The organism is Stenotrophomonas sp. STEN023 (assembly GCF_056760135.1).
The window spans coordinates 36778-62109 of the sequence record NZ_JBRREF010000005.1 but is presented as its reverse complement, the minus strand read 5'-3'; the positions used below and the strand labels follow the sequence as shown (position 1 = coordinate 62109).

Below are 25332 nucleotides of genomic sequence, written 5' to 3'. Positions count from 1 at the left end.
TTGTGCTGCTGTCTTCTGTTTAGCCAACCGAGGTTTTCATGGTCATCAAACCGCGTGTGCGCGGCTTCATCTGCGTCACCACCCATCCGACTGGTTGCGATGCGGCGGTCAAGGAACAGATCGATTACATCAAGGCCCAGCCCAAGCTGGCCAACGGCCCGAAGAAGGTGTTGGTGCTCGGTGCCTCCACCGGCTACGGCCTGGCTGCACGCATCAAGGCTGCGTTTGGCAGCGATGCCGCCACCCTGGGCGTGTTCTTCGAGCGCCCGGGCAGCGAGACCAAACCAGGTACAGCGGGTTGGTACAACAGCGCCGCGTTCGAGAAGTACGCACACCAGGCTGGCCTGTATGCGCGCAGCGTCAATGGCGATGCATTCTCCGACGAGGTGAAGCAGAAGGTCATCGAGATCATCAAGGCCGATCTGGGCCAGGTCGATCAGGTGGTCTACAGCCTTGCCGCGCCGCGCCGCAAGCACCCCAAGACCGGCGAGATCATCAGTTCCACGCTCAAGCCGATCGGCGCGCCGATCACCTTGCGTGGCCTGGATACCGACAAGGAAGTGCTGACTGAAACCACGCTGCAGCCGGCAACGGCCGAGGAAATCGCCGGCACCGTGCAGGTCATGGGTGGCGAAGACTGGCAGATGTGGATCGACGCCCTGCTTGAAGCTGGCGTGCTCGCGCCGGGCGCCACCACGACCGCGTTCACCTATGTCGGCGAAGAGATCACCCAGGCCATCTACTGGAACGGCTCGATCGGTGCCGCCAAGAAGGACCTGGACAACAAGGTGCTGGCCATCCGCGACAAGCTGCAGGTGCTCGGTGGCGATGCGCGCGTATCGGTGCTGAAGGCCGTTGTGACCCAGGCCAGCTCGGCGATCCCGACCATGCCGCTGTACCTGTCGCTGTTGTTCAAGGTGATGAAAGAGCAGGGCACGCACGAAGGCTGCATCGAGCAGCTCGATACCCTGTACGACATTCTGTACAACGGCCCGCAGGGCGGCGCCAATGCGGCCGAGCACATCCGCCAGCAGCTGCAGGACGCGCAGGGCCGTGAGATCGCGCTGGTGGACGGCGAAGGCCGTCTGCGTGCGGACTACAAGGAAATGGCGCCGGAAGTGCAGAGCAAGGTGCTGGAGCTGTGGCCGCAGGTGACCAATGAGAACCTGTACGAGATCAGCGACCTGGCCGGCTACAAGGCTGACTTCCTGCGTCTGTTCGGGTTTGGCATCGACGGCGTGGATTACGAGGCCGACGTGAATCCGGATGTGGCTATTCCGGGGATTGTTGAGGTCTGAGTTTCTCGGTTTTTTGGATGAGAGAAGGCCGCGCTTTGCGCGGCCTTCTTTTTTGCATCTCTAGCCAGGAGCTTCCCCTCACCCCAACCCCTCTCCCGCGCGCGGGAGAGGGGCTCTAAAAGCTGCGGTTGCAGACATTGCTCGCGCTCGCGGATTGCTGGCCCCTCTCCCGCCAGCGGGAGAGGGGCTTTAAAGCTGCGGTTGCAGACATTGCTCGCGCTCGCGGATTGCTGGCCCCTCTCCCGCCTGCGGGAGAGGGGTTGGGGTGAGGGCAGCTTCTAGCGCCGAACGTCAGGACGCAGCCCAATCACCCATCAACCAAACTCAAAATCCATCTCAGCCGTAGGTGGCCCGACAAAATCGCCTTCCACGTAATCCACGCCGGCACTGAACAACAAGCTCATCGTCGACGCATCGGCCACAAACTCGGCGATGGTCAGAATGCCCGCCGACTGTGCCTTGCTGGTGATCTCCTGGGTTTTCTCCAACTGCTCCTTGGCCAGCGAAGGATCAGCAGTAAACGCGCTATCCAGCTTCAGGAAGCCAGGCTGGAAATGCGCCAGCAGCTGGAACGAATCCAGGCCCGAGCCAAACTGCTCCAGGCCGACCTTGCAGCCCAGTACGGTGACATCACTGAGGAACTGCTGCGCATTGCGCAGATGGGTGAACACCTTGGCTTCGGGAATCTGCAGCCACAGCTGCGCGCCTTCCACGCCTTCGGCCAGCAGGCCGGTGCGGATCACCGACAGCAGCTCCGGGTCGGAGAATGACTCCGGGGTGATGCGTACCATCAGGTGCGTGCGGTGACCGGCGCGGCGACGCTCGCCCAGCGCGCGGATGGCGTTGGCCACCACCCAGCGGTTTATCGGTGCCAGCAGCTCGTGCTCCTGCGCGATCGGCAGGAACGTCGCCGGCCCGACCATCTCGCCGTTGTTCTCCATCTGCAGCGAGGTGTCATACAGCTGGATAGGCTCGCCCATCAGGTTCAACACAGGCCGGAAGCGGAGATGGAAGCCATCGCCTGCCACCGCCTGGCGGATGCGCTGCACCCAGCTCTGGATGCGTTCTTCCTCGACGCGGTCAGCCGCGCCAGGATCGAATACCTTGAACGTATTGCCGCCCAGCTCGATCGCCGCGCGCGCGCAGTCATTGGCGCGGTTCAGGACCTGGCCGACGCTGGCGATCTTCTCGCCTACCTGCACGCCGCCAATGCTGACGGTGACGGTTGCCGAGCGCTCGCCGATGCTGAATACCGAAGAGGCAAATGCAGTACGAACGCGTTCGGCCATCTGCGAGGTGTGCGCGTAGTCGCCTTCCGTGAGCAGGGCGAAATTATGTTCGCCAAAGCGTGCCAGCTGTGCGTCTTCGCCGATTGCCTGGGCCAGCTTCTGGCCGAGGGCTGCAATCAATGCATCGGCCGAGTCCAGGCCGATATCGGGCAGCAGGCGCGCGTAGTGATCCGGCTCGACCAGCAGGAAGCCGTACTGGCCATCGCTGCGGCCGACCTGGGCAACCGCGTTCTCCAGCTGCACCATAAAGGTCGGGCGGTTGAGCAGGCCGGTGACCTGGTCGCGCTGGCGCAGGGCCTCAACCTCGCGCGCCAGCTCCGGGTCGAACTCCTCGCGGCGGCGGAACACGATCTGGAAGCAGCTCTCGCCTTCATAGGTGGCGGCGGTGAATTCCATGGTCGCCGGGAAGGTATCGCCATCCTGGTTGCGTGCGTGCACTTCGTACTGCGGCGGTGGCGCTTCGCCCTTGCTCAGTGACTTCAGCAGCTGCTTGAAGTTCTCCACGTGCTGCGGCGCCACCATGTCCAGCAGCGAGATGCCTTCCACGTCCTCGAAGGATTCAAAGCCGAACATGTCCAGATAGGCTTCGTTGGCACGGATGTGCATGCCTTCGTGGATGTAGGCGATGGGGTCGCGCGAGGACGAGATCAGCGCATCGCAGCGGCGCTCGGTCTCGCGCATCTGTGCTTCGATCCGGCGCAGGCCGCGTCGCGCCTGCAGGTCGGTCCATTCGTTCTGCACCACCGACAACAGGTGATCCGGCTGTTGGCGCAAGGCGATGGCGCGGATGCCATTGGCGGCTGAGTTCAGCAACATCTGTGCATCGATGCTGTCGCTCAGCAGGATCATCGGAATGTCCTTGCCGCTGGCCGCGACCTGCTGGGTCAGCAGCAACTGGGGAATGGCGTAAGAGTTGGCTGCCAGCACCAGGTCGATGGGCTGGCCCAGTGCCTGGTTCAGCTCGTCGGCGCTTTGCGGCCGCGACGGACGCACCGCGATGCCGCTGTTGCGCAAGGTGCTGACGATGGCCTCGGCGCTCTCGGCGCTGTCATCAACGATCAGCAAGCGCAAGGTGATGTCTTTGGCGTTCTGCATTCAAGACTCCCGGGGGACGGGGTTTAATACACGATGCACGGCGCTGGCGTCTATGCGCAGATCGCTTGCCTGTGACGTGCTCCCGTGAGTGTAGTCGCAAGGCGGGTGGTGGGACGTCGCCGTCGCCGGCCGGGGTGCGCTGCAGCGGGGGGCGCATGGCCACGTGGCGGGTGCCATGACGCGATGAATCCGCTTACACCGCCATGCCGGCGGCGCGGCCAGAGGCCCAGGCCCACTGGAAGTTGTAGCCGCCCAGCCAGCCGGTCACGTCCAGTACCTCGCCGACAAAATGCAGGCCGGGGACGAGCTGCGATTCCATCGTCGAGGAGGAGACCTTGCGGGTATCGACGCCGCCCAGGGTGACTTCGGCGGTGCGGTAGCCCTCGGTGCCGCTGGCCACCAGCGAAAAGTCGGACAACAGGCTGGCGGCCGCCTTGAGTTCGGGCTCGTCCATCTGCCGCATCGGCTTGTCCTTCAGCCATTGCTCGCACAGGCGCAGCGCCAGCCGCCGCGGCATGACGTCGGACAGCACGGTGCGCAGCTCGGAGGCGCCGCGTTCGCGCTTCATCTGCCGCAGCCATTCAGCTGCATCGTGATCGGGCAGCAGGTCCAACCGCAGGTCATTGCCGGGCTGCCAGTACGAGGAAATCTGCAGGATCGCCGGGCCACTGACACCGCGATGGGTGATCAGCATGGAGTTGCGGAAGCGCTGGCCGTTGCAGCGAGCCTCGACTGGCAGCGCAACGCCGCTGAGCTCGGCAAAGCGTTCCTGGTGGGTGCCGCTCAGGGTCAGCGGCACCAGACCGGCGCGGGTCGGCAGCAGCTCGTGGCCGAAGTTGCGTGCCAGCTCGTAACCGAAGCCGCTGGCGCCCATGCTGGGAATCGACAAGCCACCGGTGGCGATCACCACCGAGGCGCTGTGGAACAGGCCCTGCGCGGTCCGCACGCGGAAGCCATCGGCGCCACGCTCGATCTGCTGCACGCCGCAATCAGTTCGAATCTGCACGCCAGCGTCGGAACACTCGTCCAGCAGCATCTTTACGATCTGCTTGGAGGAGATATCGCAGAACAGCTGGCCGAGCTCCTTCTCGTGATAGGCGATGCCGTGGCGTTCGACCATCTCGATGAAATCGGCCGGCGTATAGCGCGCCAGCGCCGATTTACAGAAATGCGGGTTGTTCGAAATGAAGTTCGCTGCGGTGGTGCCGGTATTGGTGAAGTTGCAGCGGCCGCCGCCGGACATCAGGATCTTCTTGCCAACCTTGTTGGCATGATCGATCACCTGCACGATACGGCCGCGCTGGCCGGCGGTGAGCGCGCACATCAGCCCGGCCGCGCCTGCGCCGATCACCAGTACGTCGCAGCGGATTAGCTTGTCTGCCACTACTGCTTACTCCGCCGGGCGCTTGCGCCAGACCGGGATCACGTCCAGCTGGATCTGATCATTGAGGATCTGCACCTCGCCATCCTGGATCAGCACGCTGAAGCGCATTGCCCGCTGCACCAGTTCGCCCCAGCGTTCGACAAACGCGGACGGCAGGTCGACCACCGACAGGTTGTTGAAGCGGGTCAGGTGCTTGCCCTGCTTCTGCCACCAGATATCGGAGGCATTGCCGCCGTAGTTGACGATCTGCACGCGACGGCTGCGGTTGCAGGCCTTGCGCACCCGCGATTCGTCCGGGTGGCCCAGGTCGATCCACTGTTCGATATCGCCGGTATAGTCCAGTTGCCACAGGTCCGGCTCGTCCTCGCTGCTCAGGCCTTTGCCGAACTCCAGCCGGTCCTCGGCATTGAGGGCGAAGGCGAGCAGGCGCACCATCAGGCGCTCGTCGGTTTCGGAGGGATGCTGGGCCAGGGTCAGGTTATGGGTCGCGTAGTAGCCGCGGTCCATGTCGCTGATCTGCAGCTCGGCCTTGCGGATGGTGGCGGTGAGGGCCATGGGAATACCGGGGACAAAGACCGCCCATCATAATGCCTTGCCCTGTAACGGACCCGCCCCGACGTGCCTGATCATGATCTGCCCAGCCGCCTGCAACTCGCGCCAGGCCCGTGGAACAGCCTGCTGGAGGGTTTGTGTGCGCGGTTTCCGGCAATAGACCGGGCGCAATGGCAGGACCGGTTTGCGCGCGGCAGGGTGCTTGGCAGTGACGGTCAGGTGCTGACGCCGACGCAGCCGTGGCGGGCAGGGCAGGAGATCCAGTACTTCCGCGAGGTCGCCGACGAGCCGGAAGTGCCGTTCGCCGAGCAGATCCTGTACCAGGACGAACACCTGCTGGTGGCCGACAAGCCCCACTTCCTGCCAGTAACACCGGCCGGCCGCTTCGTGCGCCAGACCTTGCTCGCCCGACTGATCGCCAGCACCGGTAACCGCGAGCTGGCGCCTTTGCACCGGATTGATCGTGGCACTGCCGGATTGGTCCTGTTCTCCTGTAACCCGGACACGCGCGCTTTGTATCAGCGGTTGTTCGCCGAGCGCCGCATCGACAAGGGCTACGAAGCCCTTGCTCCGGCCTTGCCGGCGCTGGAATTCCCGCTGCTGCGCAGCAGTCGCATTGGCCGTGGCGAGCCGTTCTTCCGCATGGCTGAGCTTGCGGGCGAAGCCAATGCGTTGACCCGGGTGGAGGTCATCGAGCGGCGTGGCGAGATGTGGCGCTATGCGCTGGAGCCGGTGAGCGGGCGCAAGCACCAGCTGCGCGTGCATATGGCGGCGCTGGGCGCGGCTATCATCGGTGACGATTACTACCCGCAGGTGCTCGAGCGCGCGGCCGATGACTACAGCCGGCCGCTGCAACTGCTGGCGCGGCGTCTGAGCTTCATCGATCCGCTCGACGGACGGCAGCGGGCGTTCCGTAGTGTGCGTGAGCTGCTGTGATCTTCAGCGGCGTTGCGCCAGCCAACGGTCCAGCTGCGCGGCAAACGCCTGGCGATCACGCGCGTGCAAGGTGGCCGGGCCGCCGGTCTGGATGCCGGCCCCGCGCAGTTCTTCCATGAAGTTGCGTATCGATAGCCGCTCGGCAATGGTGTTGGCGGTGTAGAGCTCGCCACGCGGGTTCAGTGCGATGGCGTTCTTTTCCAGCACGCGTGCTGCCAGCGGAATGTCCTGGGTGACGACCAGATCGCCGGGATTGACCCGTTCGGCGATGGCATCGTCGGCAACATCCGGGCCGCCGGGCACCTGCATGGCACGGATGAAGCGCGAGGGCGGGGTGCGCAGCCATTGGTTGGCGACCAGTACGGTCTCGACCTTGGCCCGTTCGGCGGCGCGGAACAGGATTTCCTTGATCACCACGGGACAGGCGTCGGCATCGACCCAGATCCGGGTGGGTGAAGGAGTGGCGGAAACGGCGTCTTCAGGGCTCATGCCGCGCAGTCTATTGGATTTTCAGACTTTGCTGGTTCTGGGCTATCGTCAGAAAATTGACTATTTTCAGCAACTTAATGGACGGACTGAATCAAATTGGGTTTCTGAATGCGGTAATTATCGCTTTTTGGAACAAAGCCGCGTATCGTCCATCCCACTGTGCTTGCAAGGGTCACCGTGAATCGTGGCCTGATGCAGTTGATCTTCTTGATCGGCTCATCGATCCGCTTTACCAACGCCTGCAACTCAGTCTCGGCCCCGATCTCCGGTGGCTGCGATTATTTCAACTTATGTTTCAGGAGTTAGTACATGTCTGATCGTCAGACCGGCACTGTCAAGTGGTTCAACGACGCTAAGGGCTTCGGCTTCATCACCCCGGAAAGCGGCCCGGACCTGTTCGTGCATTTCCGCGCCATCCAGGGCAACGGCTTCAAGTCGCTGCAGGAAGGCCAGAAGGTGACTTTCGTCGCCGTGCAGGGCCAGAAGGGTATGCAGGCTGACCAGGTGCAGGCGGTCTAATCGACCCCTTGCTACCGTAAGGTTGCTTGGAACGCCGGAAGCGAAAGCTTCCGGCGTTTTTATTTGTGCTTTTTTATTTGTGCCTTCCCATCGGGCTTTGTCTCGCACTGACGCTGCGTTCTGCCGGCGCTGGTTAGGATGCAGCTTCGATTTCGATTGAATTGGGCTGGAGCCAGCGATGATCACGGTGCACCATCTGGAACAATCGCGCTCGCAGCGCGTGCTGTGGATGCTGGAAGAACTTGGCCTGGCCTACGACGTGGTCAGCTACAAGCGTGACCCCAAGACCTGGCTGGCGCCAGCGGAACTGCGCAGGGTGCATGCGCTCGGCAAGTCGCCGGTGCTGCAGGACGGGGCGCTGATCCTGGCCGAATCCGGGGCCATCCTCGAATACCTCGCCGACCGCTACGACCCGGAGCGCAAGTTGTCGCCGCAGCCGGTGCCGGTGGAAGCGCCGGAGCGCCTGCACTATCACTACTGGATGCACTACGCCGAAGGCTCGGCGATGCCGCCGCTGGTGATGAGCCTGGTGTTTGCCAAGGTGCGCAAGGCGCCGCTGCCGTTTTTCGCCAAGCCGATCGCCCACAGCATCGTCGACAAGGTGATGAAGAGCTTCATCAGCCCGCAGCTGCGCCTGCACCTGGGCTGGATGGAGCAGGCGCTGGCCGAATCGACCTGGTTCAGCGGCGAGCGCTTCAGTGCGGCCGATATCCAGATGAGCTTCCCGATCCAGGCCGCTGCGCTGCGTGCCGGCCCGATGACCGATTACCCGAAGCTGCAGGCTTTCCTGGCACGTATCGCCGAGCGCCCGGCCTATCAGCGCGCCGAGCAGCGTGGCGGTGCGCTGGACAAGGTCGGTGGCGCGCGCTGAGCTTGCGGCGGCGGCTGGCAGTCCCCATTTCCAACTGATGAACGACACGCTTCCGCAATTTGATAACCGCTTCCAGCACGAGCTGCCGGGCGATCCCGAATCCGGTGCGCGTCGCCGCGAGGTACTGGGGGCCGTCTGGTCGACGGTAATGCCGACGCCGGTGGCTGCGCCGCAGCTGCTGGCGTACTCGGCCGAGGTCGCGGCGTTGCTTGGTTTTGAGCAGGCAATGGTCACCAGTCCCGAATTCGCCGAGGTCTTCGGCGGCAATGCCTTGTTCGCCGGAATGCAGCCGTGGGCTGCCAATTACGGCGGCCATCAGTTCGGCCATTGGGCCGGGCAGCTTGGCGATGGCCGCGCCATCTCCCTGGGGGAGTTGCTGGCCAATGGCAGGCGCTGGGAGCTGCAGCTCAAAGGTGCTGGCCCAACCCCGTACTCGCGCGGTGCCGATGGCCGCGCGGTACTGCGTTCTTCGCTGCGCGAGTTCCTGTGCTCCGAGGCCATGCATCATCTTGGTGTGCCCAGCACCCGCGCACTGAGCCTGGTTGCTACGGGCGAGCCGGTGATGCGCGACATGTTCTACGACGGTCATCCACAGGCCGAGCCCGGCGCGGTGGTGTGCCGGGTCGCGCCGTCGTTCATCCGCTTTGGCACATTCGAGCTGCCGTCGGCGCGCGGTGATGTCGCGCTGCTGCGGCAGCTTGTCGATTTCTGCATTGCCCGTGATTACCCCGAGCTGCAGGGCAATGGCGAGGCGCTGTATGCCGACTGGTTTGCGCAGGTCTGCACGCGTACCGCGGTGATGGTGGCGCAGTGGATGCGGGTCGGTTTCGTACACGGCGTGATGAATACCGACAACATGTCCATTCTAGGTTTGACCCTGGATTACGGCCCTTACGGCTGGGTCGAGGACTACGATCCGGACTGGACGCCAAACACCACCGATGCGCAGGGCCGCCGCTACCGCTTCGGTACACAGATGCAGGTGGCGTATTGGAACCTGGTGCGGCTGGCGCAGGCGTTGTCGCCGCTGTTTGCCGAGGTTGCACCTCTGCAGGCCGGATTGGATAGGTTCCGTGCGCGCTATGAAGCCGAAGAGCGTGCGCATCTGGTCGCCAAGCTCGGCCTGGGCGAATTCCGTGACGGCGACGTCGAGCTGATGACGCAGTTCCAGCAGCTGCTGCAGGAAGGCGAGATGGACATGACGCTGGCGTTCCGCGCCTTGGCGTCCATTGATATCGACGCGCCGCAGATTGCCCCGCTGGAGCAGTCCTTCTACTCGCCGATTGCTCGGGAGCAGGTGCTGCCGGCACTGACCGACTGGCTGCAGCGTTACTCCGCGCGGGTTCGGGACGCTGGGCAGTCGCCGCAACAGCGCCGTGATGCCATGCAGGCCGCCAACCCCAAGTACGTGTTGCGCAACTGGCTGGCCCAGCAGGCCATCGACCGTGCCGAACAAGGCGATCTGGCCGGAATCACGGACTTGCTGGACGTGATGCGGCATCCTTATGACGAACAACCCGGGCGCGAGGCATTTGCCGGCAAGCGCCCGGAATGGGCGCGCGACCGCGCCGGCTGCTCGATGCTGTCGTGCAGCTCCTGAGCACTTTCTTCTTGAATGACTGATATGACCACCTCTGCCTACCCCGAATGGTCGCGCCCGATCCGCGACATCGCCGACTTCCCCAAGCCCGGCATCCTGTTCAAGGACATCATCCCGCTGCTGGGTGATGGCGCCTGTTTCCGTGCCGCCGTCCAGGCCATGGCCGAGCCGTGGCGTGATGCCGGCCTGCATGCGGTGCTGGGCGTGGAGGCACGGGGCTTCATTCTCGGCACCGCATTGGCCCTGGAGCTTGGCGTGGGCTTTGTACCTGTGCGCAAGCCGGGCAAGTTGCCGGGTGCGACCTTGAAGCAGGAATACGCGCTGGAGTACGGCACCGATCGTATCGAAGTCAGTGTCGGCGCAACGCCGCCGGGGGCGCGCGTGCTGCTGGTCGACGACGTGCTGGCTACTGGCGGCACCTTGCTTGCGGCCCTGCAGCTGGCTGCGCAGCTTGAGGCGCAGGTTGTAGGTGGCGCGGTGCTGGTCGAGCTGGATGGACTGGGTGGCCGTGAGCGCTGGCCGGATGGTTTGCCGCTGACCGCTACACTGGTTTACTGAGCACCTGATCCAACCCCAAACCTGCGGAGTTCCGAATGCCGACGTTGAGTGAGCTGCTGTCTTCCTTCGATGTTGGACAAGGGCTGCTGCTCCCTGACAGTTGGCGCCAGGGGCGTACCGCCTACGGCGGCGTGCTCAGTGCGCTGGGTGTGGCCGCGGCGATGCAGAGCCATGCAGAACAGCTGCCGCCGCTGCGCTCGATGCAGGTGACCTTCATCGGTCCAGCAGCCGGCCTGCTGCGCTTTGTGCCGGCGGTGCTGCGTGAGGGCAAGTCGGTGGTGAATGTCGGCGTGGATGTGTACTCCGACGATGCACTGGCGGCACGCTTGTCGCTGGTATTCGGGCGCGCCCGCGACAGCGCGGTTGTGCATGATTTCGCTGGCGAGTTGCCGGCCAAGGGGCCTGCCGCGTACCGCGACTTCGATATGGCGGCGATGCCGTTCGCACCGGCCTTCACCCAGAACTTCCAGATGCGTCCTGCCGGTGGCGCGATGCCGGCGTCGGCTGCGGAGATTCCGGAGTTGCTGACCTGGATTCGCCACCGGGATGCCAGTGGAGTAGATCCTGCCGTGGCTCTGATCGCGATGGGCGATGCGATGCCGCCGGCAGCGTTCACCAGTTTCAGCACCCCTGCACCGATCAGCTCCATCACCTGGAACGTAGAGCTGCTTGAGCCTGTGCCACAGGGTGAGTGGTTCCTGCTGCGCTCTTTCAGCCAGCATGCGCGCGATGGTTATTCATCGCAGGACATGCAGGTATGGGATGAGCAGGGCCGGGTGGTGATGCGCGGCCGGCAAAGCGTGGCGGTGTTCGCCTGATGCGCGCCATGCGTGTGTTGGGTGGACTGGCGCTGCTGCTGGCGATGCTTGGCTGGAGCGCGTGGTTCGTCATCTGCAATGTATATGAATTCTCGCTCGCCTTGGATCCGGTGGCGTTCGCCTGCGGCTGGTTGTTGAGCGTGGTGCTGGTCTGGCGTGTGTTCCGCAGCGCTGTCCGCCGTGTTGCCTGGCCGTTGTTTGCACAGGCAAGCTGCATCGGCGTGTACCTGTTGCTGATCCATCGTGGCATCGGCGAGGCCACTGCGCTGGCGCTGTTTGTCGCAGCCAGCGTAGCGGTTGTTGCCGCGGCATTGCGGTTGACGCTGCGCGCTCGCCCCGCCTGAAGCAGGCTCAGCGCTTGATCCGGATTTCCCCTTCGACCAGCGCCTTCCGCAGGAATGCCAACACTGCCGGGCCGCTCTCCCGGTCGGCGCGCGCATAGCCTTCGGCAGTGCCGCCGACCGGGATGTAGGGGCCGGTGTCGCTGCGGAAGGTGGTGGGCTGCAGGAATGGTGTGATCAGATGACCAGCGTCGGAGTAGTAGAGCAGCACATCGGGCTGCGGCGCACTACGACGCTTCAGACGCTGCATCGCCAACGCCGCCATCTCGCCGGAGGCGCCGAGCTGGTCGTCACCGCCTGCGATCAGCAGTAGCGGGCCGTTGATGCGTTCGATCGGCAGCATCGCCTGCTCCAATGCTGCCGCGTGCGCGCCGGGCTGATTCCAGTTGAGTTGTTCCACATAGGGCAGGAACGGGAGGTCGCGTCCAGCAACGCTCAATGCAGGCTCATCCACGGCGCGGAAATCGGCCGGCGGCACATCACGGCGGATACCGCGGAACGGTGCGGGACTGCCTACCCATGACACAGCCGCCTGCAGGCGCGGATCATGTGCGGCGGATGCCATCGCCACGGTGCCGCCCCAGGAACCTCCCATCACCCCGACCTTGCCGGCAAAGGGCTGGGTACGCAGCCAGTCGACCGTGTTGCTGACCGGGTCGATCGGTACGCGGATCAGATCCTTGGGCAGTCCGGGCATCCGGTAATAGGCAACAGCCACAGCGACGAAACCGTTGGACGCCAACCAGGCGGCATACAGATTCGCGGTATCGATGCCGCCTTCGGCGCCGCCCAGGGTGATCACGACAGGATGGCGGCGGCCATCGTCCAAGGCTCCTGCAGGGTGATAGAGATTACCGACCACTCCTCGCAGCTGCAAAGGCGTGGCAACGACTTCGGCCGCGTTGATCCGCCGCAGCAAGGTCTGTTGCCCGATCCGTTCGCCATCAACGAAAGCCTCCAATTGCATCGTTGCTGGCGCATGGCGCAGGCCGTCTGCTTCATTGCGCATGGGCAGTGGCGTGGGTCGACCCTTGCCCGATTCCGGCCGCATCGACCAGAACAGTCCCATCGCATCGACACCTGCGTAGCTGCCGGCCTCGGCGCCAGCCGTGGCGGTATCGGCAATGCCGTTGTGATCGGCACGGTAGTTGGCGTGCGCCAGCCAGCGGTTGCCGCTACTGTCCTGCAGGGAGAGCTGCAGTTTCACCGCTTGGCTTGGCAGCAGCCCGGCAACGCTGATCTGCACCGGTTGATCGGCTGGGCCGTCCACGGGATGTACGCGTAGTTCGGCGGCAAAGGCGAGGGGGCTGCAGCTGAGCAGCAGCGGAAGCAGGAGATGCTTGAGCATTGGTGTTGTGAACGAGGAGCGGCCTGCGATGTTGCCGCTGCAGGAAATGCAACGGAACAGCTGGGCGCCAGCAATGGTGCAGGCCGTGCCGGGCTTGGCATGAGCCGTGCGTCTCAGCTGGCCTTGCCCATCTTCGCTTCGAACGCTTCGCGATGCAGCCGGCTCAGTGGCAGTTGGGTGCCGTCCAATAGCTCCAGCGTCGCATCGCCATTGCGGCGTGGCAGCAGGCTGCGCACGCGTGCGCAATTGACGATGACCGCGCGCTGCACCTTCACGAAGCCGGCCGGCGCCAATTGCTCTGCAAGCCGGCCAATGCTCTCGCGCAGCAGGTGCACCTGCTTGCCGACATGCAGGCAGGCATAGTGGCCGGCGCTGTCGATGTAGTCGATGTCGGTCGGCGACACGTAGTCGCTGCGGCTGCCATTGCGGATGCACAGCGGTGCCAGCGGGTTGGGGGTCTCGCGTGCCAGATGCCTGCGCAGCCGGTCCAGTGCGACGGCAAGACGGCTGGCATCCAGTGGCTTGGGCAGGTAATCGACCGCGCCCAGTTCGTAGGAGGCCAGTGCATGTTCTGCATGGGCGGTGGTGAAGATGATCGCCGGTGCAGGCGCGGCCAGGCTGCGCGCGAGCTGCAGGCCGTCTTCATCGGGCAACTGGATGTCCAGCAACAACAGCTCGACCTGTTCGGTAGCCAGCAGCGAACGTGCATGGGCAATGCTGGGCGCCTCGCCGACTATCTGGATATCGGCATGTGCGCCCAGCAGGTGGCGCAGCTTGTCGCGGGCCAGTGCGACGTCGTCGATCAGCAGGGTGCGGATCATGCGGCGGGCTCGCTGCTGGCAAGTGGTAGCTGGATGCTGACCTGGAAGTGCGCAGCGTCGCATTGTGCGTGCAGCGTGGCACGCTCGCCGTAGATCGCCTGCAGACGTTCGTGGCTGGCTTGCAGACCAATCCCCATGCCGGCGGCAGCGTCGCCAAGCGGGTTGCGGATCTGCAGGTAAAGTTGATCATCGCGAGACTCGAAGTGCAGGTTGATCGTGACGTCGTCCGTACCCGCGGCGCTGGCGAAGCGCACGGCGTTCTCGATCAATGGCTGCAGCAGCAGGCTGGGCACGCGCGCATCCCATGCATCGGCGCTGGCCTGCAGTTGCACCTGCACTGGCTGTTGCAGCAGCAGTCGCTGCAGTTCGATGAAGGTCATCGCCTGCGCCACTTCCTCGCGCAGGGTGACGAAAGGTTCGCTCCGCAGCAGGTTACGTAGTAACTCACCCAGCTGCACCAAGGCAGCGTCAGCGCGCTCGGCATCGCGGTAACCCAGTGCGCCGATCGCATTGAGTGCGTTGAACAGGAAATGGTGATTCAGTCGCGCTCGCAAGGCTTGTTCGCGCGCCTGTGCCAGCAGCTCGCCACGACGGCGATAGCGGCGAATATAGGCCAGTGTCTGGCCGATGCCGATCACACCGATGTAGGTGGGCAGCGCAAACAAGCTGGTGGCGATAACCGCATGCAGCCAGCTGTCGGGCAGCGCACGGGGCAGCGCCAGTTGCGAGAGGGAGTAGCCAAACATCCAGCCCATCAGCGACAGCGCAGGAATGATCCAGATGCCGGCAGCTAACAGCTTGCCCGCCGCTCTGGCGTCGCTGCCCATGCCCAGCGGCCAGCGTGCGCACAGCCGCCAAAGACCAGGCGTCGCCAGCAGCCAGGGGCTGTAGATGCCGAGCAGGAACAGCAGGGAACGCATCAGCTCGATGGGAGCCAGACTGCCTGCGGAGGGGCCGGTGAGCTGTACTGCCGGCAGGGTGACCAGGGTCAGCAGCAGCCAACCCGCAGACACGGCACGCCACGGAAAGGCCGTGGCGTGCGTATCAGCCGCAATGCTGGAAGAGCGGGTGTCCGGCTGGGAAGTCATACGCGCGTTCAAGCGCCGGGCTGGGCCGGCGCCTGCTTACATCTTGCGAACGCGGAAACGCTTGCCCTTGATCTTGCCGGCTTCCAGGCGTGCAAGAGCCTTGCCTACCTGCTCACGGGCAATGGCCACGTAGGAGCGGGTGGGGAAGATGTCGATCTTGCCGATCGCCTTGGCCGACAGCCCGGCATCACCGGTCAGAGCACCGAGGATGTCGCCAGCGCGCAGCTTGTCGGTCTTGCCGCCATCGATGCGCAGGGTGGTCATCGCCGCCTGCGGCAGCTCTGCCGGCCGCGCCGTTGCCAGCGGGGTCTTCTGCCAGTTCAGCGGCTTGCCCTGCTGTGCTTCCAGCGCATCGGCGCGGCTGCGCTCGCGGCCGGCAACCAGGCTCAATGCCAGGCCATTGCGACCGGCACGGCCGGTACGGCCAACGCGGTGCTGGTAGGTGTCGATGTCGGTCGGCAGCTCGTAGTTGACCACGGCAGCCAGGTCTTCCACGTCCAGGCCGCGTGCGGCCACATCACTGGCGACCAGCACGTTGCAACTGCGGTTGGAGAACTGCATCAGCACTTCGTCGCGGTCGCGCTGTTCCATGTCGCCGTGCAGCGCCAACGCCGAGAAGCCGAATTGGCGCAGCGAGTTGGCCACTTCGTCCACGTCCTTGCGGGTGTTGCAGAACACCACCGCCGATTCCGGCGTATACCTCAGCAGCAAGCCGCCGAGTGCCTTCTGGCGGTTGGCCGGCTCGGTTTCGAAGAACAGCTGCTGGATGGCCGGGGCCTCGGCCTGGCCATCGACAGTGACTTCGGCCGGCTCGTTGAGCAGGGCGCGGGCCAGTTCGCGGATCGCTTCCGGGAAGGTGGCCGAGAACAGCAGGCTCTGGCGTTCCTTGTGGGTGCGGCCGGCGATCTCGCGGATCGGCTCTTCAAAACCCATGTCGAGCATGCGGTCGGCTTCGTCCAGCACGAAGGTTCGGACCTGGCCCAGATTCAGCGCGCGCTTGCGTGCCAGTTCCTGCACGCGGCCGGGGGTGCCGACCACGACCTGCGGGTCATGCGCTTCCAGCGAGGCCAGCTGCGGGCCCAGCGGCATGCCGCCGGTGAGGATCAGCAGTTTCAGGTTGGGAATGCCGGTGGCGAGCTTGCGCAGCTGCTTGCCGACCTGGTCGGCCAGTTCGCGGGTCGGGCACAGCACCAAGGCCTGGGTGCGGCTGATCGACAGGTCGAGCCGGTTGAGCAGGCCAAGGCCGAAGGCGGCGGTCTTGCCGCTGCCGGTCGGTGCCTGTGCGATTACGTCGCGGCCTTCCAGGATCGGCGGCAGGGCCAGCGCCTGGACCGGCGTCATCGAGGTGTAGCCCAGCGCGTCGATGCCAGGAGCGAGTGCCGGCGACAGCGGCAGGGAAGAGAAGTCAGTCATGCCATATTTTCGCAGAAGCCGGGCGACGGCGCTTGCCATCCTGAATGGGTAGCGTCGCGGGCTTCATCTAGCGCCCAAGGGAAGGATTCAACCCTTGCGATTGTTGGTGACGGGCTTGCTCTTGGGTGTGACGGTCTTGGCCCCGGCTGGCCGCTGGTGAACGAAGGGATAGGGCACGGCAGGTGCTTCCGGCAGGCCCGCGCGCCATTGTTCAAGCACGCTTGCGACCGTCCTGCCGTTCTTGAACTGCGGTTCGGAGGGGAGTTCGCCTTGCTCCTTCTCGCGGCGCCGCACATTGCCTGCGGCCAGCGTGTAGGCGTGGGCAAAGTCATTGGTGGCGTTCAAGGCCTCGACCAGGAAGGCGCGGCCAAACCAGGTTGCGCTATCGGTATTGCCGCAGCCAAAGGATGGGCGGTCCTTACGCGCGGCGGTGATCACCATGCGTTGCGGAGACATCAGCGCCGGTACGAAGGCACCTGAGAAACAGGCCGAAACCACGATCACCGCATTGCCGATCTGGGCCTGATCCAGCATCCGTGCGAGCTGTGCCGGTGCCAGGTAGTCTTCCTGGTCGCGGCCGGTGTGCAGGTAGACGCTGTTGTCATGCAGACCGTGGCTGGTCAGGTAGAGGAACAGCACGTCTTCATTCGGGTCCAGCTTCTGCCCGAGTCCATTGAGGGCATGGCCGATGCTGTCGGCGGTAGCCATAACCTGCGGCGGGCCGCCATGGCCCAGGGCGGGCTGGTTGACCAGGCTGATCATGCGGCCTTCGGCACCCCAGCGTGTTGCCGACAGTTGCCGCAGGTAGGCTACTTCATTGGTGAACACGTCTTCGTCGGCATCGCCGGCTACGCCGAGCACGTAGATGTCGGTGACGCCGGGGCGCTGGGCTGGCAGGCTCGCTAATGCGGCGTCCAGCATCGTGAGCTGGCTGCCTTCGAGTTTGGGTGTGGTGGCTTGCCGTTCGGACTCGTCTGCCGCGCTGGCGAATGCGGGCAGGGCCACACAGGCCGTCAGCAATGCGCTCGCGATGGCCCTGATAAGCCGGGGAGGGGAAGGCTGTGAACCGCGTTTGGCTGCCATTGCCGTAATCCATGACGGTGGGTATGGCGGCAGGGTCGAGCCGACCGTGCTGCATCCAGTGCGCGCCGATGGGCGGCCCTGATGGCTATGGTGCCGGAGTTGAGGGATGAATGCGTAGTGGGCGTGTCGCGGATCTTCAGAAAGCGCAGCCAGCGATCAAAACCGCAGGCATGGGGCGAGTGCCCAGTAGCCGGGCAGCGCTTGGTCAAATCAGTCCGTATGCAGTGACCAGCCATAGGCCAGGGCGGACTTCTTTCTGAGGTTCTCAAGCTGCTCGGCGGCATTGATGGCGCTGTTGGCGCGGTAGACCAGGTCTTCCAGCCGGCACAAGATGCTGGCCTGTTCGTCATCGTCCGGCACTACCTCGACGATCTTGTCGACCAGTTGATGCATCTCCAGCAGCTTCTGCTTGCGCTCGTACTCGCCAAGCGACGTGGCGTCCTGCACGACCTGCTGCGCCAGAACGTCGAAGCTATCCCGCAACTTCTCGTAGTCCATACAGCACCCGCTGTGATGGCTGCCAGCCAATGGCCTGTAATGGTGCTGTCGGGGATACCACTACATCTATGAGGGATACACCTTATTGAGGCTAGGATTTATCTGACAAGATGAGAGTTCAGCAGCGTGCGCCCCAATTTGAACGGTAGCGAGCCGAAGGGAAGCATCAAGACTCAAGCGCCGAGCAGGCGACGGGCAAGGATGGATTGCATGTCCCGACGGCCGTCAGCTATCAGATAGATGATGACCTGGTCGCCCGCGATGCGGTAGATCGCCCGGTAAGGTTTGAAGAAAGTCTGGCGAAACTCTTTGATACCAAGTGCGGCCAACTCGTTCGGGTGACTACCACGCTCTGGAAACCTGGAAAGGCCATCAACAACGTCCATCAGCGCATCCAGCACGGTGTTGGCGTTGGCTGCACAGTCGAATTCCGCGATGTAGTCGTGGATGGACTCCAGATCCTGCTCAGCCCCTTGGGTGAGTAGAACCTCGTAGTCGGCCGATGCAGCAACCATCAGTCGGTTGCACGCTTTGCGCGAAGGCGGGCGATGACATCGGCCACCGGCTTGACCTTGCCTGCACCAACATCCTGGGTGCCCAGCGCGAGGATCTTCAACAGAGCCAAGGTCTCCTGCGTCTCTTCGAAGGAGCCGACGTCTTGGAGTACGGCCTTTGCCTCACCGTTCTGGGTGATCACCAACGGCTCGCGCCGCTCAGCGAGCTGCGTCAGGACCTCGGCCGCATTGGCCTTGAGGTAGCTGATCGGCTTGACTTGAGATGAGTAGCGCATGGCCTGGCTCCTGAGTAACAAGGACCAAATATAGTTCTTATATGGTCTTTCGGCAATGTCGAGACGCTGGGCCTTGCTGAACATCGCGCAAAGAAAAACCCCTGATTTCTCAGGGGTTTTTCGTGTTGCCGATACCTTGCGGTACCTTTATATGGTGGAGGTGGGCTCTACATCAAACCCGGCGTAAGTTATTGAGTGAGAGGGGTTAATTGGCTTGGGGCCGAGCTGATGCCCCCATTGGTGCCCCCGCATTACGCCGCGCTCGCCATACCGCCCTCCCGAGTGGCCATCTTGGCCTCAAGCCAGGCGTCGATTTCCGACTCGACCCAGGCCACGATGTTGCCGCCGAGGTGCAAGGATTTCGGGAACCGGCCTTCCTTCATCCAATCGTAGATGGTGGTCTTGCCCAGGCCGGTGCGGCGGCGAACCTCTGGCAAGCGGATGAAAGTTGGCGCAATGCCGGATGCAGTCATAGGGCTTCTCCTTCCAGCGCCGCGCGGGCGCTCTTGATTCGGTCTTCATTGGCCAGCTCCTGGGCGCGGAGCCGGATGATCTCGTTTGCGGCCGCGGCAAGCTGCTCGCGCAGGAAGTCCTTGAGCGGCTGCTTCATGCGCTTGACCGGCTTGGGGAACAGCTGCGGGGCGGTCATCGGCGCTTCCTCGCAAACGGCGCCATGATCTTGGTGGCCTCGTCGAGATCGCCTCGGGCGAGGGCGATCACAGCCAGGCCGCGCGCCTCCCACATGCGGCGGGTCTTCGGCCGGGCCTTCTCCAGGTTCACGCCGGTCTTGCGCGCGAGGTCGTGGCCGATGGCAACGTGGTCGATGGCTTCCGTGGTGCTCATACGGCATACCTCGGCTGCGGCCGCACAGGCCCGAACCACAGGGAAGCGGCGTTGTTGATGCGGACCTGCTCGATGTCAGGCACCTGGTCGGGCAGGGGAGCACGCAACCGGCGCATGTCGTTGGTGCACGGCACGCACACGCCGGACCGGCCTTGCTTCCCTGCGCGGTTGAACTGCTGCAGCGGCAGGGAGCGGACGCATTTGGTGCAGGTCTTATGCATCCTTCACCCCCTGCGGAGTGGTGGCAGGGAACGCTGGCAGGTCCATCCACCACTGGTAGGGCGCGTTCTCCTTCGGCATCTTGCTGCCGGGCGTCGCGACTGCAAAAGCATGCTCGGCGCAATCTTCGTGCTTCGCCCAGAGTCTATCCTCCAGATAGTCGAACTCGTAGTTCTCTGGGTAGTGCGAGTCTTCGATGTCCAACCAGCCGACCACCACCAGCCGGCCTTCCGGCGCAGATTCGATGGGCCTCCACTCCGGCGCGGCGCGCAGGGCGGCGGTGATTGCGGCGATGGCCACGTTGAAATCCCGCGCCGATCCCAGATGCGGGTCCATTCGGTTTGTCCGATTTTCTCGGGCGGAATCAACCAGCCCGGCGCGCTCATACTCCTGCGCAAGCAACTCCCTGGCACGCTGCTGGTCATCCATTGCGGGCCTCCGTAACCGTGGTGATGGCTTTGATGGAAGCGACGCCGACGATGCGGATTCGCTCTTTCTCGAACAGTCGGCGCAGCTTTCCGACAGCCTCTTCGGACGCCTGCCTGTAGACCTGCGATAGCTCGCAGCCAGTGCCCCACGACCCGGCGGGCACCTCGACGGTGACCTGCACTAGGGCGGTCGTACTTGTGCGGATGGTTGGCTTACTCACGGGACACCCGGGCCTCGCGGCGGGCTTTGGCCAGGATCTCGCGCAGGTAGTCCTGTACCTTGCGGACTTCGCCCTAGGCAATCGCGGCGGCCAGTGCGCGCTCCAGCGCGTAGACCCAGTCGTTCGGATGGATGTATGTCATGGCAGAATCGGCTTGAACAGGGAGGGGTTATGAAAGATTTTCTGTACTGGACCTTCGTCCGTTGCTGGCCGCTGGGCGAAAAGTGCGAGGTGAACTGGGATGCTTGGGCCGCAATCGGCACGTTGGCAGCAGTAGTCGTTGCTCTGCGTATAGCAAATAGGGACAAATTGCGCCGGTGGGATGAGGCGGATGCCAGAGCTGGAGTGGCGTACGCAAAGCTGCTCCCACCATTGAAAGCCTGGCAGGAGTTGATCGAGGGGTATTCGGACTTGATCCGTGATCGAGACCTCGAATCAATGCGCCAGAAAATTGATGGCGGATTTATGCGTTGGTCTGCCCACTTAGTCGATACTGCGGGCGAAATGCGGGACCTAGGACCTGCTACGGAGGCAGTAATGGAAGCCTTCGTCAGGTCGGAGCAGGCTTCATCTCTTGATGAAAAAGTGCTCGAGATCGCAGTCTCTCCCCAATTGACGGAGACGTCTTTTGGCAGAGAAACGTTAGCCGAGTATGAATGGTCGGTCCGCATGGCGTATCGCGCGGCCAATGCTGCCACTGGGCTTATGAGTTCTCGATTGGATAGAGTCACAAAGAAAACGCGTTGGAAGACCCGATATGAGGATGAGTTGTTGGAGCGGTGGGAGCGCGAGGGGATCCCAATGAAGTTCGTTGGACCGCGAGCGTGGATTCCGCGGAGGTTGTTCAATTTGATTGCGCGCCCTCTGCGACGGTTGTATGAAGAGAGGCCTTTTAGAGGTCGCTGATCCAATACGTTCATGACGCCGCCTCCATCGCCACCAGGTCGATCTCGTCCACGTCGTCGCGCAGCTGGCGCTTCAAGCTGCGCAGGACCTTGGCGATGTGCGCCGGCTCGCTGCCGGTGAAGAACGTGCGGGCCTCCATGTGCAGCTTTCCGCTCAGCTCGCGGCGGAAGATGCGGTACACCACGGCCGAGCCGTCATCGGTTGGAAACCGGCCCCAGCTCAGGCCCTGATTGCGCTTCGGTGCCCGGCGGGTGAATCGGTTGCGGCTCACTGCATGTTCCTCTCATGGATTGCGAGCCCTTCCCAGGTCAGTGGGAACGGGCCACGCTTAGCGCGCCTGAGTGCGGTTTCTTCGTGGATGCCGATGCGCTTCGCGATCTGGCCAGTGGTGACCAGCTTTCCCTCGACAACGTGGGCGAAGCGCTTGGATGCCGCTGCCGTGCAGTTTTTGCGGTGATGCGGCATGACGTAGCGGGTGGTCGGGATGCCGCGCATGTCAGGCGGCCTCCTGCTTCAGCTGGTTCTCAAAGCTGTCGACCATCGCCTTGAAGCTGGCTAGGTCGTCCTGCAGCTTCTCGATGTAGGCATCGTCGCGTTTGAAGGGACGCCACCACAGTTGCCTGCCGACGGCAGCGAGGGCAGGGCAATACAGGCCGATGTGCCACCACTTGCGCTTGGTCAGCCACATGCAGCCCTGGGCCTGCTCAAATACCTCGCTGGCATCGTTGTCGATGTGGAAGGCGCGCAGCTTCTCGGGGTTGAGAAAGCACTTGTATTCCGAGCCGCCGTCCTCGCCGATGAAGCCATCGGCCGAGCAGCCATAGGCGCCATCGTCGCTCAAGACAAAACCAGCCCGCCGAACGATTAGGCCTGACTGCACCTCATGCTCAGCGCGGGCAGCCGGTTCCAGTTCGTGGCCACGGCGCATGGCGAAAGTCTCGAAGCCTTCATCCAGTGGCTCGCCGCTGATGCGTTCGATTGCCAGGCGGAAAGCGTAGTTCTTGGCGACCTCGCCGAAGTCGCCGATAGGCTCACCCGCAATGGCGCGCTCGATGATGGCGGAGCGCGGCACGGCCTTGTAGCCAGCGTGCTTGGCGGCGACCTTCGAAGTGTTACCAGCCCTTACCGCATCCACGTAGATCTGCTGCTGTTCGGTGAGTTCGCCGACACGCGTGCGCGCCGTGGCGAACATACTGGCGGTGATCACGCCGGCGCGTGCGCGGTGCCACGCCTCGCTCCCCTGGTCGCAGTTGACGAGGATCATTCGACCACCTCAGCAGCGGCCCGTTCCGCCTCCGCCTTCAGTGCGTTCAATCCAGTGTGGCCGATCATGGTGCGCTGCTCTTTGGTGAGCTTGGCCCACGCCTCACTGAGGGCGTCTGCGCCCTTGGTCGCAATGTCCTGCAGGCTGGCATAGAGCGCCAACCGCTCCGGCGTGTCCTCGGGCGGAGCTGGCAATGCGCTGCGCTGCGGCTGCTGCACGTCAACAAACGCGAGGCCTTCGCCGCCATCGGTGTTGAGGTGGTGGATTGCCTGGTCCAACCGGTCCGTCTTCGGCCAGTACTTGTAGGCACGCTTGACGACGGTTTTCTTTGCCATCTCGCCCCAATCTGTCAGCCACGGGCAGGACTTCTGCTTCGAGATCCACGCCTTCCATGCCGACGAGCGGCCGCGGATGGCGTTGATCTCGTCAACCGACATGGCATCGGTGAGGTAGTCGCCGTCGGCGGTCTTCACCACCACATAGACGCCCACCACATCGCCACGGTCCCGCGCGAACGGGTTGCGCAAATGGGTCGGCTGTTGATCGACGCCGTTGAGACTGAAGGTGTCCGCCTCGTAGACCAGCTCTGCCTGCCCTCAGCGGATCGAACCCGAATCAATCGCCAGATCCATCAAGCCCATGTAGCTGATGTCGAGGCAGATCTTTCCGTCGCGCGGGACCAGGTAGGCCTGCTTCTTGGCCGGATTGAGGCTGATGCCGATCGCGGCAATGTTCACGACTGCTGCGATGACCGACGACCGGTTCTGCATCGCGATCTTCATCGCATAGTCGTTGCCGTACAGGGTCTGCAGGGCGAACTCGGCTTCGCGGTCGAAGTTGATGGAACGATCAGTCAGCACCGAGGCGAATGAATCTTTGGTGCCGTAGATGGAGTGCTCGATGGGGACGATCTGGTTCACGGATAGCTCCTGCCGGCGGTGCCGACGCGGTTGGAATGAGGTGCCCGTCTTTCCGGGCTGTCAGCGGCACGTGGTGGGGAGGCCATTTGCCGCGGTACCGCCCGAGGGGATGGGCGGGCGGATTCGGGGATCAGGCCGCGTCGGCCAGGTCCTTCTGCTGGGCCGCAGCCTTCGGCGGCGTCAGGGTCAAGCGCACTTCACCGCGTCGCCACGCTGCAATCAGTGGCGCATCGTCTTCGTCGTCGGTCAGCACGGAGGCGGTGAACGTCATCGACACGCTGCCGCCCTCGATGGGCTTCCAGCTGATCTTCTTCACCTTGCAGTCGGCGAAGAACACCGGCTCGATGTGGTCGAGCAACGAGCCGACGGACAGCTCGTAGCCTTCGAACTTGCCATCGATGACCTGTTCGCCCAGCAGCGGCAGATTCAACGCGACCAGGTCGCTACTGCCTTCCATGGGCAGGTTCTGCTGCTCGCCCTTCTTGGCCTTGCGAAAGAAGGCCGGGACGATGGCCGGGTCAATGGTGTTGAGGATCGTGTTGCTGGCCTGCAGGACGAACTTCAGGTCTGCGGCGGTGGCGTCTTCGTCACCATGCTTCTCCTTCCTCAGGTTGAGGTTGGAGAACACGGCATCGTGTTGTTCGAGTCCAAACATGGGTATTGCCTCGTTGGTATGCCGGCCGGGCCAGCGGGGGATCAGTGGATGTCGTCCCAGCTCGGGTGGCGTGGGCGGATGAAGGCAACCTTCTTGCGCCGAAGGCGACGCAGCTGCCGGCGGGTGTGCTTGATGACCAGCACCAGGAACACCAGCACCACGGCGGCGATGGGAAGCAGCAGCGAATCAGCGCGCACGGTCCAAGCCTTGCGGAGCATGTCGGCGAAGAAGCCCAGCAGCACCGCGTAGACGAACAGGCGGATCATTCGTCACCTTCCTGCGCGCACACGCCTTCGGATGCTTCGAGCGAGTCCAGCGGGTCCGGTGCTTTGATCGGCGGCAGGCCAAGCTGCATCGCCGCGATGAAATCCAAGTCGTCCATCAGCGCAGGCCCTCCGCGATCAGCAGCAGTTGGAGGGGAGCGAACAGCAGCGCAGCTGCAGCGACCATCACCCAGCCCATGTAGAGCAGGGCGCTGTATTCCCGCGACTTGGCGAAGCAGTGCAGCCAGGCATTGAAGCGGCGCATGGTCATGCGACTCGCTCCTCGGGAGCCGGCTTTTCGATCTCCACCCATTCGCCGTTCTTGATGGGGCGCTGGAAGATGCAGGCGAACCTTTCCGACGGCCGACCATTTCTCTGGTGGCAGATCGACGTTCCGTCTGAGAACACTTCGACGTAGTCGGTGCCGTCGAGAAAGCCGCCCGGCAGGCGGTAACACTTTGAGGTGAGGGCGCTCATGAGAACGTCCTCGCCAGCTGCTCTGCAGCAGCACCGCGCGACAGCCACGGCTGGTCATCAACGCGGTTGTCGATCAGCGCATCAGCGAAGTTCTCGCGGGCCTCAGTGAACAGCCGGGCGAACTCGATGGCGTCGCCGGAAACAAGCGCGGCAGCCATGGCGGAGTGATCAGAGGTGGTCAGGTCGCCCAGCAGCTCCGAGAACAGGGCAGGGCTGGCGAGCAGCGGAGCCTTGGCGGTCTGGACGGCCTCTGCAGCCTCGCGGCGGGTGATCGCCGGGTCTTCCTGGTGGTCGTACTGGCGAGCCGCTGAGTGCTGGCGGGCGCTGGAGAGCTGGAAAGCCATG

The 25332-nt window shown here is 63.7% G+C and carries 35 protein-coding genes and 1 pseudogene; 9 read left to right on the top strand and 27 right to left on the bottom strand.

What is annotated here, in order from left to right; translation table 11 throughout:
• Positions 1-38: 38 nt before the first annotated feature.
• Positions 39-1298: an enoyl-ACP reductase FabV gene (gene fabV, locus ACVOLV_RS02290; protein ID WP_481552953.1), complete on the top strand. Its 1260-nt coding sequence runs from the start codon at positions 39-41 to the stop codon at positions 1296-1298.
• 314 nt (positions 1299-1612) lie between these two features.
• Here fabV and ACVOLV_RS02285 read toward each other — a convergent pair whose 3' ends face one another.
• The 3 genes from ACVOLV_RS02285 to ACVOLV_RS02275 all read right to left on the bottom strand — a co-directional run bounded on the left by ACVOLV_RS02285 (position 1613) and on the right by ACVOLV_RS02275 (position 5621).
• Positions 1613-3682, bottom strand: a complete 2070-nt coding sequence (locus ACVOLV_RS02285; RefSeq protein ID WP_481552952.1) for an EAL domain-containing response regulator — start codon at positions 3680-3682, stop codon at positions 1613-1615.
• A gap of 193 nt (positions 3683-3875) precedes the next feature.
• Positions 3876-5066: a BaiN/RdsA family NAD(P)/FAD-dependent oxidoreductase gene (locus ACVOLV_RS02280; protein WP_481552951.1), complete on the bottom strand. Its 1191-nt coding sequence runs from the start codon at positions 5064-5066 to the stop codon at positions 3876-3878.
• 6 nt (positions 5067-5072) lie between these two features.
• Positions 5073-5621 carry a YaeQ family protein gene (locus ACVOLV_RS02275; RefSeq protein WP_481552950.1) on the bottom strand — a complete coding sequence of 183 codons (549 nt, stop codon included), beginning with the start codon at positions 5619-5621 and terminating at the stop codon, positions 5073-5075.
• Between the two features lie 63 nt (positions 5622-5684).
• Between ACVOLV_RS02275 and ACVOLV_RS02270 the strand changes: the two genes are divergently transcribed.
• Positions 5685-6554 carry a pseudouridine synthase gene (locus ACVOLV_RS02270; RefSeq protein ID WP_481552949.1) on the top strand — a complete coding sequence of 290 codons (870 nt, stop codon included), beginning with the start codon at positions 5685-5687 and terminating at the stop codon, positions 6552-6554.
• A 3-nt stretch (positions 6555-6557) separates the two neighbouring features.
• Here the strand turns inward: ACVOLV_RS02270 and ACVOLV_RS02265 are convergent, their stop codons facing one another.
• Positions 6558-7043 carry a YaiI/YqxD family protein gene (locus tag ACVOLV_RS02265; protein ID WP_481552948.1) on the bottom strand — a complete coding sequence of 162 codons (486 nt, stop codon included), beginning with the start codon at positions 7041-7043 and terminating at the stop codon, positions 6558-6560.
• A gap of 309 nt (positions 7044-7352) precedes the next feature.
• On the opposite strand from ACVOLV_RS02265, the gene ACVOLV_RS02260 reads away from it, so the two are divergent.
• The 6 genes from ACVOLV_RS02260 to ACVOLV_RS02235 all read left to right on the top strand — a co-directional run bounded on the left by ACVOLV_RS02260 (position 7353) and on the right by ACVOLV_RS02235 (position 11753).
• Positions 7353-7562, top strand: a complete 210-nt coding sequence (locus tag ACVOLV_RS02260) for a cold-shock protein (RefSeq protein WP_054659637.1) — start codon at positions 7353-7355, stop codon at positions 7560-7562.
• Between the two features lie 178 nt (positions 7563-7740).
• The gene (locus ACVOLV_RS02255) at positions 7741-8433 is read left to right on the top strand and encodes a glutathione S-transferase family protein (RefSeq protein ID WP_481552947.1); all 693 of its coding nucleotides are present in this window, start codon (positions 7741-7743) and stop codon (positions 8431-8433) included.
• Between the two features lie 37 nt (positions 8434-8470).
• Positions 8471-10033 (top strand): protein adenylyltransferase SelO, encoded by a 1563-nt coding sequence (locus ACVOLV_RS02250; protein WP_481552946.1) that lies wholly within the window; start codon positions 8471-8473, stop codon positions 10031-10033.
• A 15-nt stretch (positions 10034-10048) separates the two neighbouring features.
• Positions 10049-10591 carry an adenine phosphoribosyltransferase gene (locus tag ACVOLV_RS02245; RefSeq protein WP_481516195.1) on the top strand — a complete coding sequence of 181 codons (543 nt, stop codon included), beginning with the start codon at positions 10049-10051 and terminating at the stop codon, positions 10589-10591.
• A gap of 35 nt (positions 10592-10626) precedes the next feature.
• The gene (locus tag ACVOLV_RS02240; RefSeq protein ID WP_481552945.1) at positions 10627-11409 is read left to right on the top strand and encodes a thioesterase family protein; all 783 of its coding nucleotides are present in this window, start codon (positions 10627-10629) and stop codon (positions 11407-11409) included.
• Positions 11409-11753, top strand: coding sequence for a hypothetical protein (locus tag ACVOLV_RS02235; RefSeq protein ID WP_481552944.1), 345 nt, complete (start codon positions 11409-11411; stop codon positions 11751-11753). Before ACVOLV_RS02240 ends, ACVOLV_RS02235 begins: the two co-directional genes overlap by 1 nt.
• A 7-nt stretch (positions 11754-11760) precedes the next feature.
• On the opposite strand, the gene ACVOLV_RS02230 is transcribed toward ACVOLV_RS02235, so the two are convergent.
• From ACVOLV_RS02230 to ACVOLV_RS02165, 14 genes are all read right to left on the bottom strand, one after another.
• Complete coding sequence (locus ACVOLV_RS02230) at positions 11761-13098, bottom strand: acyl-CoA thioesterase/bile acid-CoA:amino acid N-acyltransferase family protein (protein ID WP_481552943.1); 1338 nt, start codon at positions 13096-13098, stop codon at positions 11761-11763.
• Between the two features lie 113 nt (positions 13099-13211).
• Positions 13212-13919 carry a LytR/AlgR family response regulator transcription factor gene (locus ACVOLV_RS02225; protein WP_481552942.1) on the bottom strand — a complete coding sequence of 236 codons (708 nt, stop codon included), beginning with the start codon at positions 13917-13919 and terminating at the stop codon, positions 13212-13214.
• Positions 13916-15007, bottom strand: coding sequence for a sensor histidine kinase (locus ACVOLV_RS02220; protein WP_481552941.1), 1092 nt, complete (start codon positions 15005-15007; stop codon positions 13916-13918). The genes ACVOLV_RS02225 and ACVOLV_RS02220 overlap by 4 nt, the downstream gene beginning before the upstream one ends.
• A 36-nt stretch (positions 15008-15043) precedes the next feature.
• A complete protein-coding gene (dbpA, locus tag ACVOLV_RS02215) occupies positions 15044-16420 on the bottom strand; it encodes an ATP-dependent RNA helicase DbpA (RefSeq protein ID WP_481552940.1) in 1377 nt (458 codons plus the stop codon).
• Positions 16421-16507: 87 nt separating this feature from the next.
• On the bottom strand, positions 16508-17425 hold the full coding sequence (locus ACVOLV_RS02210; protein ID WP_481552939.1) for a C13 family peptidase: 918 nt from the start codon (positions 17423-17425) through the stop codon (positions 16508-16510).
• Between the two features lie 288 nt (positions 17426-17713).
• Positions 17714-18001: a hypothetical protein gene (locus tag ACVOLV_RS02205; protein ID WP_303746674.1), complete on the bottom strand. Its 288-nt coding sequence runs from the start codon at positions 17999-18001 to the stop codon at positions 17714-17716.
• Between the two features lie 173 nt (positions 18002-18174).
• A complete protein-coding gene (locus tag ACVOLV_RS02200) occupies positions 18175-18516 on the bottom strand; it encodes a type II toxin-antitoxin system RelE/ParE family toxin (protein WP_481552938.1) in 342 nt (113 codons plus the stop codon).
• The gene (locus tag ACVOLV_RS02195) at positions 18516-18791 is read right to left on the bottom strand and encodes a type II toxin-antitoxin system Phd/YefM family antitoxin (protein ID WP_481552937.1); all 276 of its coding nucleotides are present in this window, start codon (positions 18789-18791) and stop codon (positions 18516-18518) included. Before ACVOLV_RS02195 ends, ACVOLV_RS02200 begins: the two co-directional genes overlap by 1 nt.
• 251 nt (positions 18792-19042) lie before the next feature.
• Positions 19043-19264, bottom strand: coding sequence for a helix-turn-helix transcriptional regulator (locus tag ACVOLV_RS02190; RefSeq protein WP_481552936.1), 222 nt, complete (start codon positions 19262-19264; stop codon positions 19043-19045).
• The gene (locus tag ACVOLV_RS02185) at positions 19261-19440 is read right to left on the bottom strand and encodes a hypothetical protein (protein WP_481552935.1); all 180 of its coding nucleotides are present in this window, start codon (positions 19438-19440) and stop codon (positions 19261-19263) included. The genes ACVOLV_RS02190 and ACVOLV_RS02185 overlap by 4 nt, the downstream gene beginning before the upstream one ends.
• Complete coding sequence (locus ACVOLV_RS02180) at positions 19437-19634, bottom strand: hypothetical protein (RefSeq protein WP_481552934.1); 198 nt, start codon at positions 19632-19634, stop codon at positions 19437-19439. Before ACVOLV_RS02180 ends, ACVOLV_RS02185 begins: the two co-directional genes overlap by 4 nt.
• Positions 19631-19855 carry a hypothetical protein gene (locus ACVOLV_RS02175; protein ID WP_481552933.1) on the bottom strand — a complete coding sequence of 75 codons (225 nt, stop codon included), beginning with the start codon at positions 19853-19855 and terminating at the stop codon, positions 19631-19633. Before ACVOLV_RS02175 ends, ACVOLV_RS02180 begins: the two co-directional genes overlap by 4 nt.
• Positions 19848-20282, bottom strand: a complete 435-nt coding sequence (locus ACVOLV_RS02170) for a hypothetical protein (protein WP_481552932.1) — start codon at positions 20280-20282, stop codon at positions 19848-19850. The genes ACVOLV_RS02175 and ACVOLV_RS02170 overlap by 8 nt, the downstream gene beginning before the upstream one ends.
• Positions 20275-20463 carry a hypothetical protein gene (locus ACVOLV_RS02165; protein ID WP_481552931.1) on the bottom strand — a complete coding sequence of 63 codons (189 nt, stop codon included), beginning with the start codon at positions 20461-20463 and terminating at the stop codon, positions 20275-20277. Before ACVOLV_RS02165 ends, ACVOLV_RS02170 begins: the two co-directional genes overlap by 8 nt.
• A gap of 210 nt (positions 20464-20673) precedes the next feature.
• On the opposite strand from ACVOLV_RS02165, the gene ACVOLV_RS02160 reads away from it, so the two are divergent.
• Positions 20674-21408 carry a hypothetical protein gene (locus tag ACVOLV_RS02160; protein ID WP_481552930.1) on the top strand — a complete coding sequence of 245 codons (735 nt, stop codon included), beginning with the start codon at positions 20674-20676 and terminating at the stop codon, positions 21406-21408.
• 10 nt (positions 21409-21418) lie between these two features.
• On the opposite strand, the gene ACVOLV_RS02155 is transcribed toward ACVOLV_RS02160, so the two are convergent.
• The 9 genes and pseudogenes from ACVOLV_RS02155 to ACVOLV_RS02115 all read right to left on the bottom strand — a co-directional run bounded on the left by ACVOLV_RS02155 (position 21419) and on the right by ACVOLV_RS02115 (position 25331).
• Entirely contained in the window at positions 21419-21679 is a 261-nt protein-coding gene (locus ACVOLV_RS02155) for a hypothetical protein (protein WP_481552929.1), read from the bottom strand.
• Entirely contained in the window at positions 21676-21903 is a 228-nt protein-coding gene (locus tag ACVOLV_RS02150) for a hypothetical protein (protein WP_481552928.1), read from the bottom strand. The genes ACVOLV_RS02155 and ACVOLV_RS02150 overlap by 4 nt, the downstream gene beginning before the upstream one ends.
• 1 nt (position 21904) lies before the next feature.
• Positions 21905-22672 (bottom strand): lambda exonuclease family protein, encoded by a 768-nt coding sequence (locus tag ACVOLV_RS02145; protein WP_481552927.1) that lies wholly within the window; start codon positions 22670-22672, stop codon positions 21905-21907.
• A pseudogene (locus ACVOLV_RS02140) lies at positions 22669-23532 on the bottom strand (recombinase RecT). Before ACVOLV_RS02140 ends, ACVOLV_RS02145 begins: the two are co-directional and overlap by 4 nt.
• A 190-nt stretch (positions 23533-23722) precedes the next feature.
• Positions 23723-24247 (bottom strand): hypothetical protein, encoded by a 525-nt coding sequence (locus tag ACVOLV_RS02135; protein ID WP_481552926.1) that lies wholly within the window; start codon positions 24245-24247, stop codon positions 23723-23725.
• A 41-nt stretch (positions 24248-24288) separates the two neighbouring features.
• Complete coding sequence (locus ACVOLV_RS02130; RefSeq protein ID WP_481552925.1) at positions 24289-24513, bottom strand: hypothetical protein; 225 nt, start codon at positions 24511-24513, stop codon at positions 24289-24291.
• Positions 24514-24628: 115 nt separating this feature from the next.
• Positions 24629-24781: a hypothetical protein gene (locus tag ACVOLV_RS02125; RefSeq protein WP_481552924.1), complete on the bottom strand. Its 153-nt coding sequence runs from the start codon at positions 24779-24781 to the stop codon at positions 24629-24631.
• Positions 24778-24987, bottom strand: coding sequence for a hypothetical protein (locus ACVOLV_RS02120; protein ID WP_481552923.1), 210 nt, complete (start codon positions 24985-24987; stop codon positions 24778-24780). The genes ACVOLV_RS02125 and ACVOLV_RS02120 overlap by 4 nt, the downstream gene beginning before the upstream one ends.
• Entirely contained in the window at positions 24984-25331 is a 348-nt protein-coding gene (locus tag ACVOLV_RS02115; RefSeq protein WP_481552922.1) for a hypothetical protein, read from the bottom strand. The genes ACVOLV_RS02120 and ACVOLV_RS02115 overlap by 4 nt, the downstream gene beginning before the upstream one ends.
• Between the last annotated feature and the right edge of the window lies 1 nt (position 25332).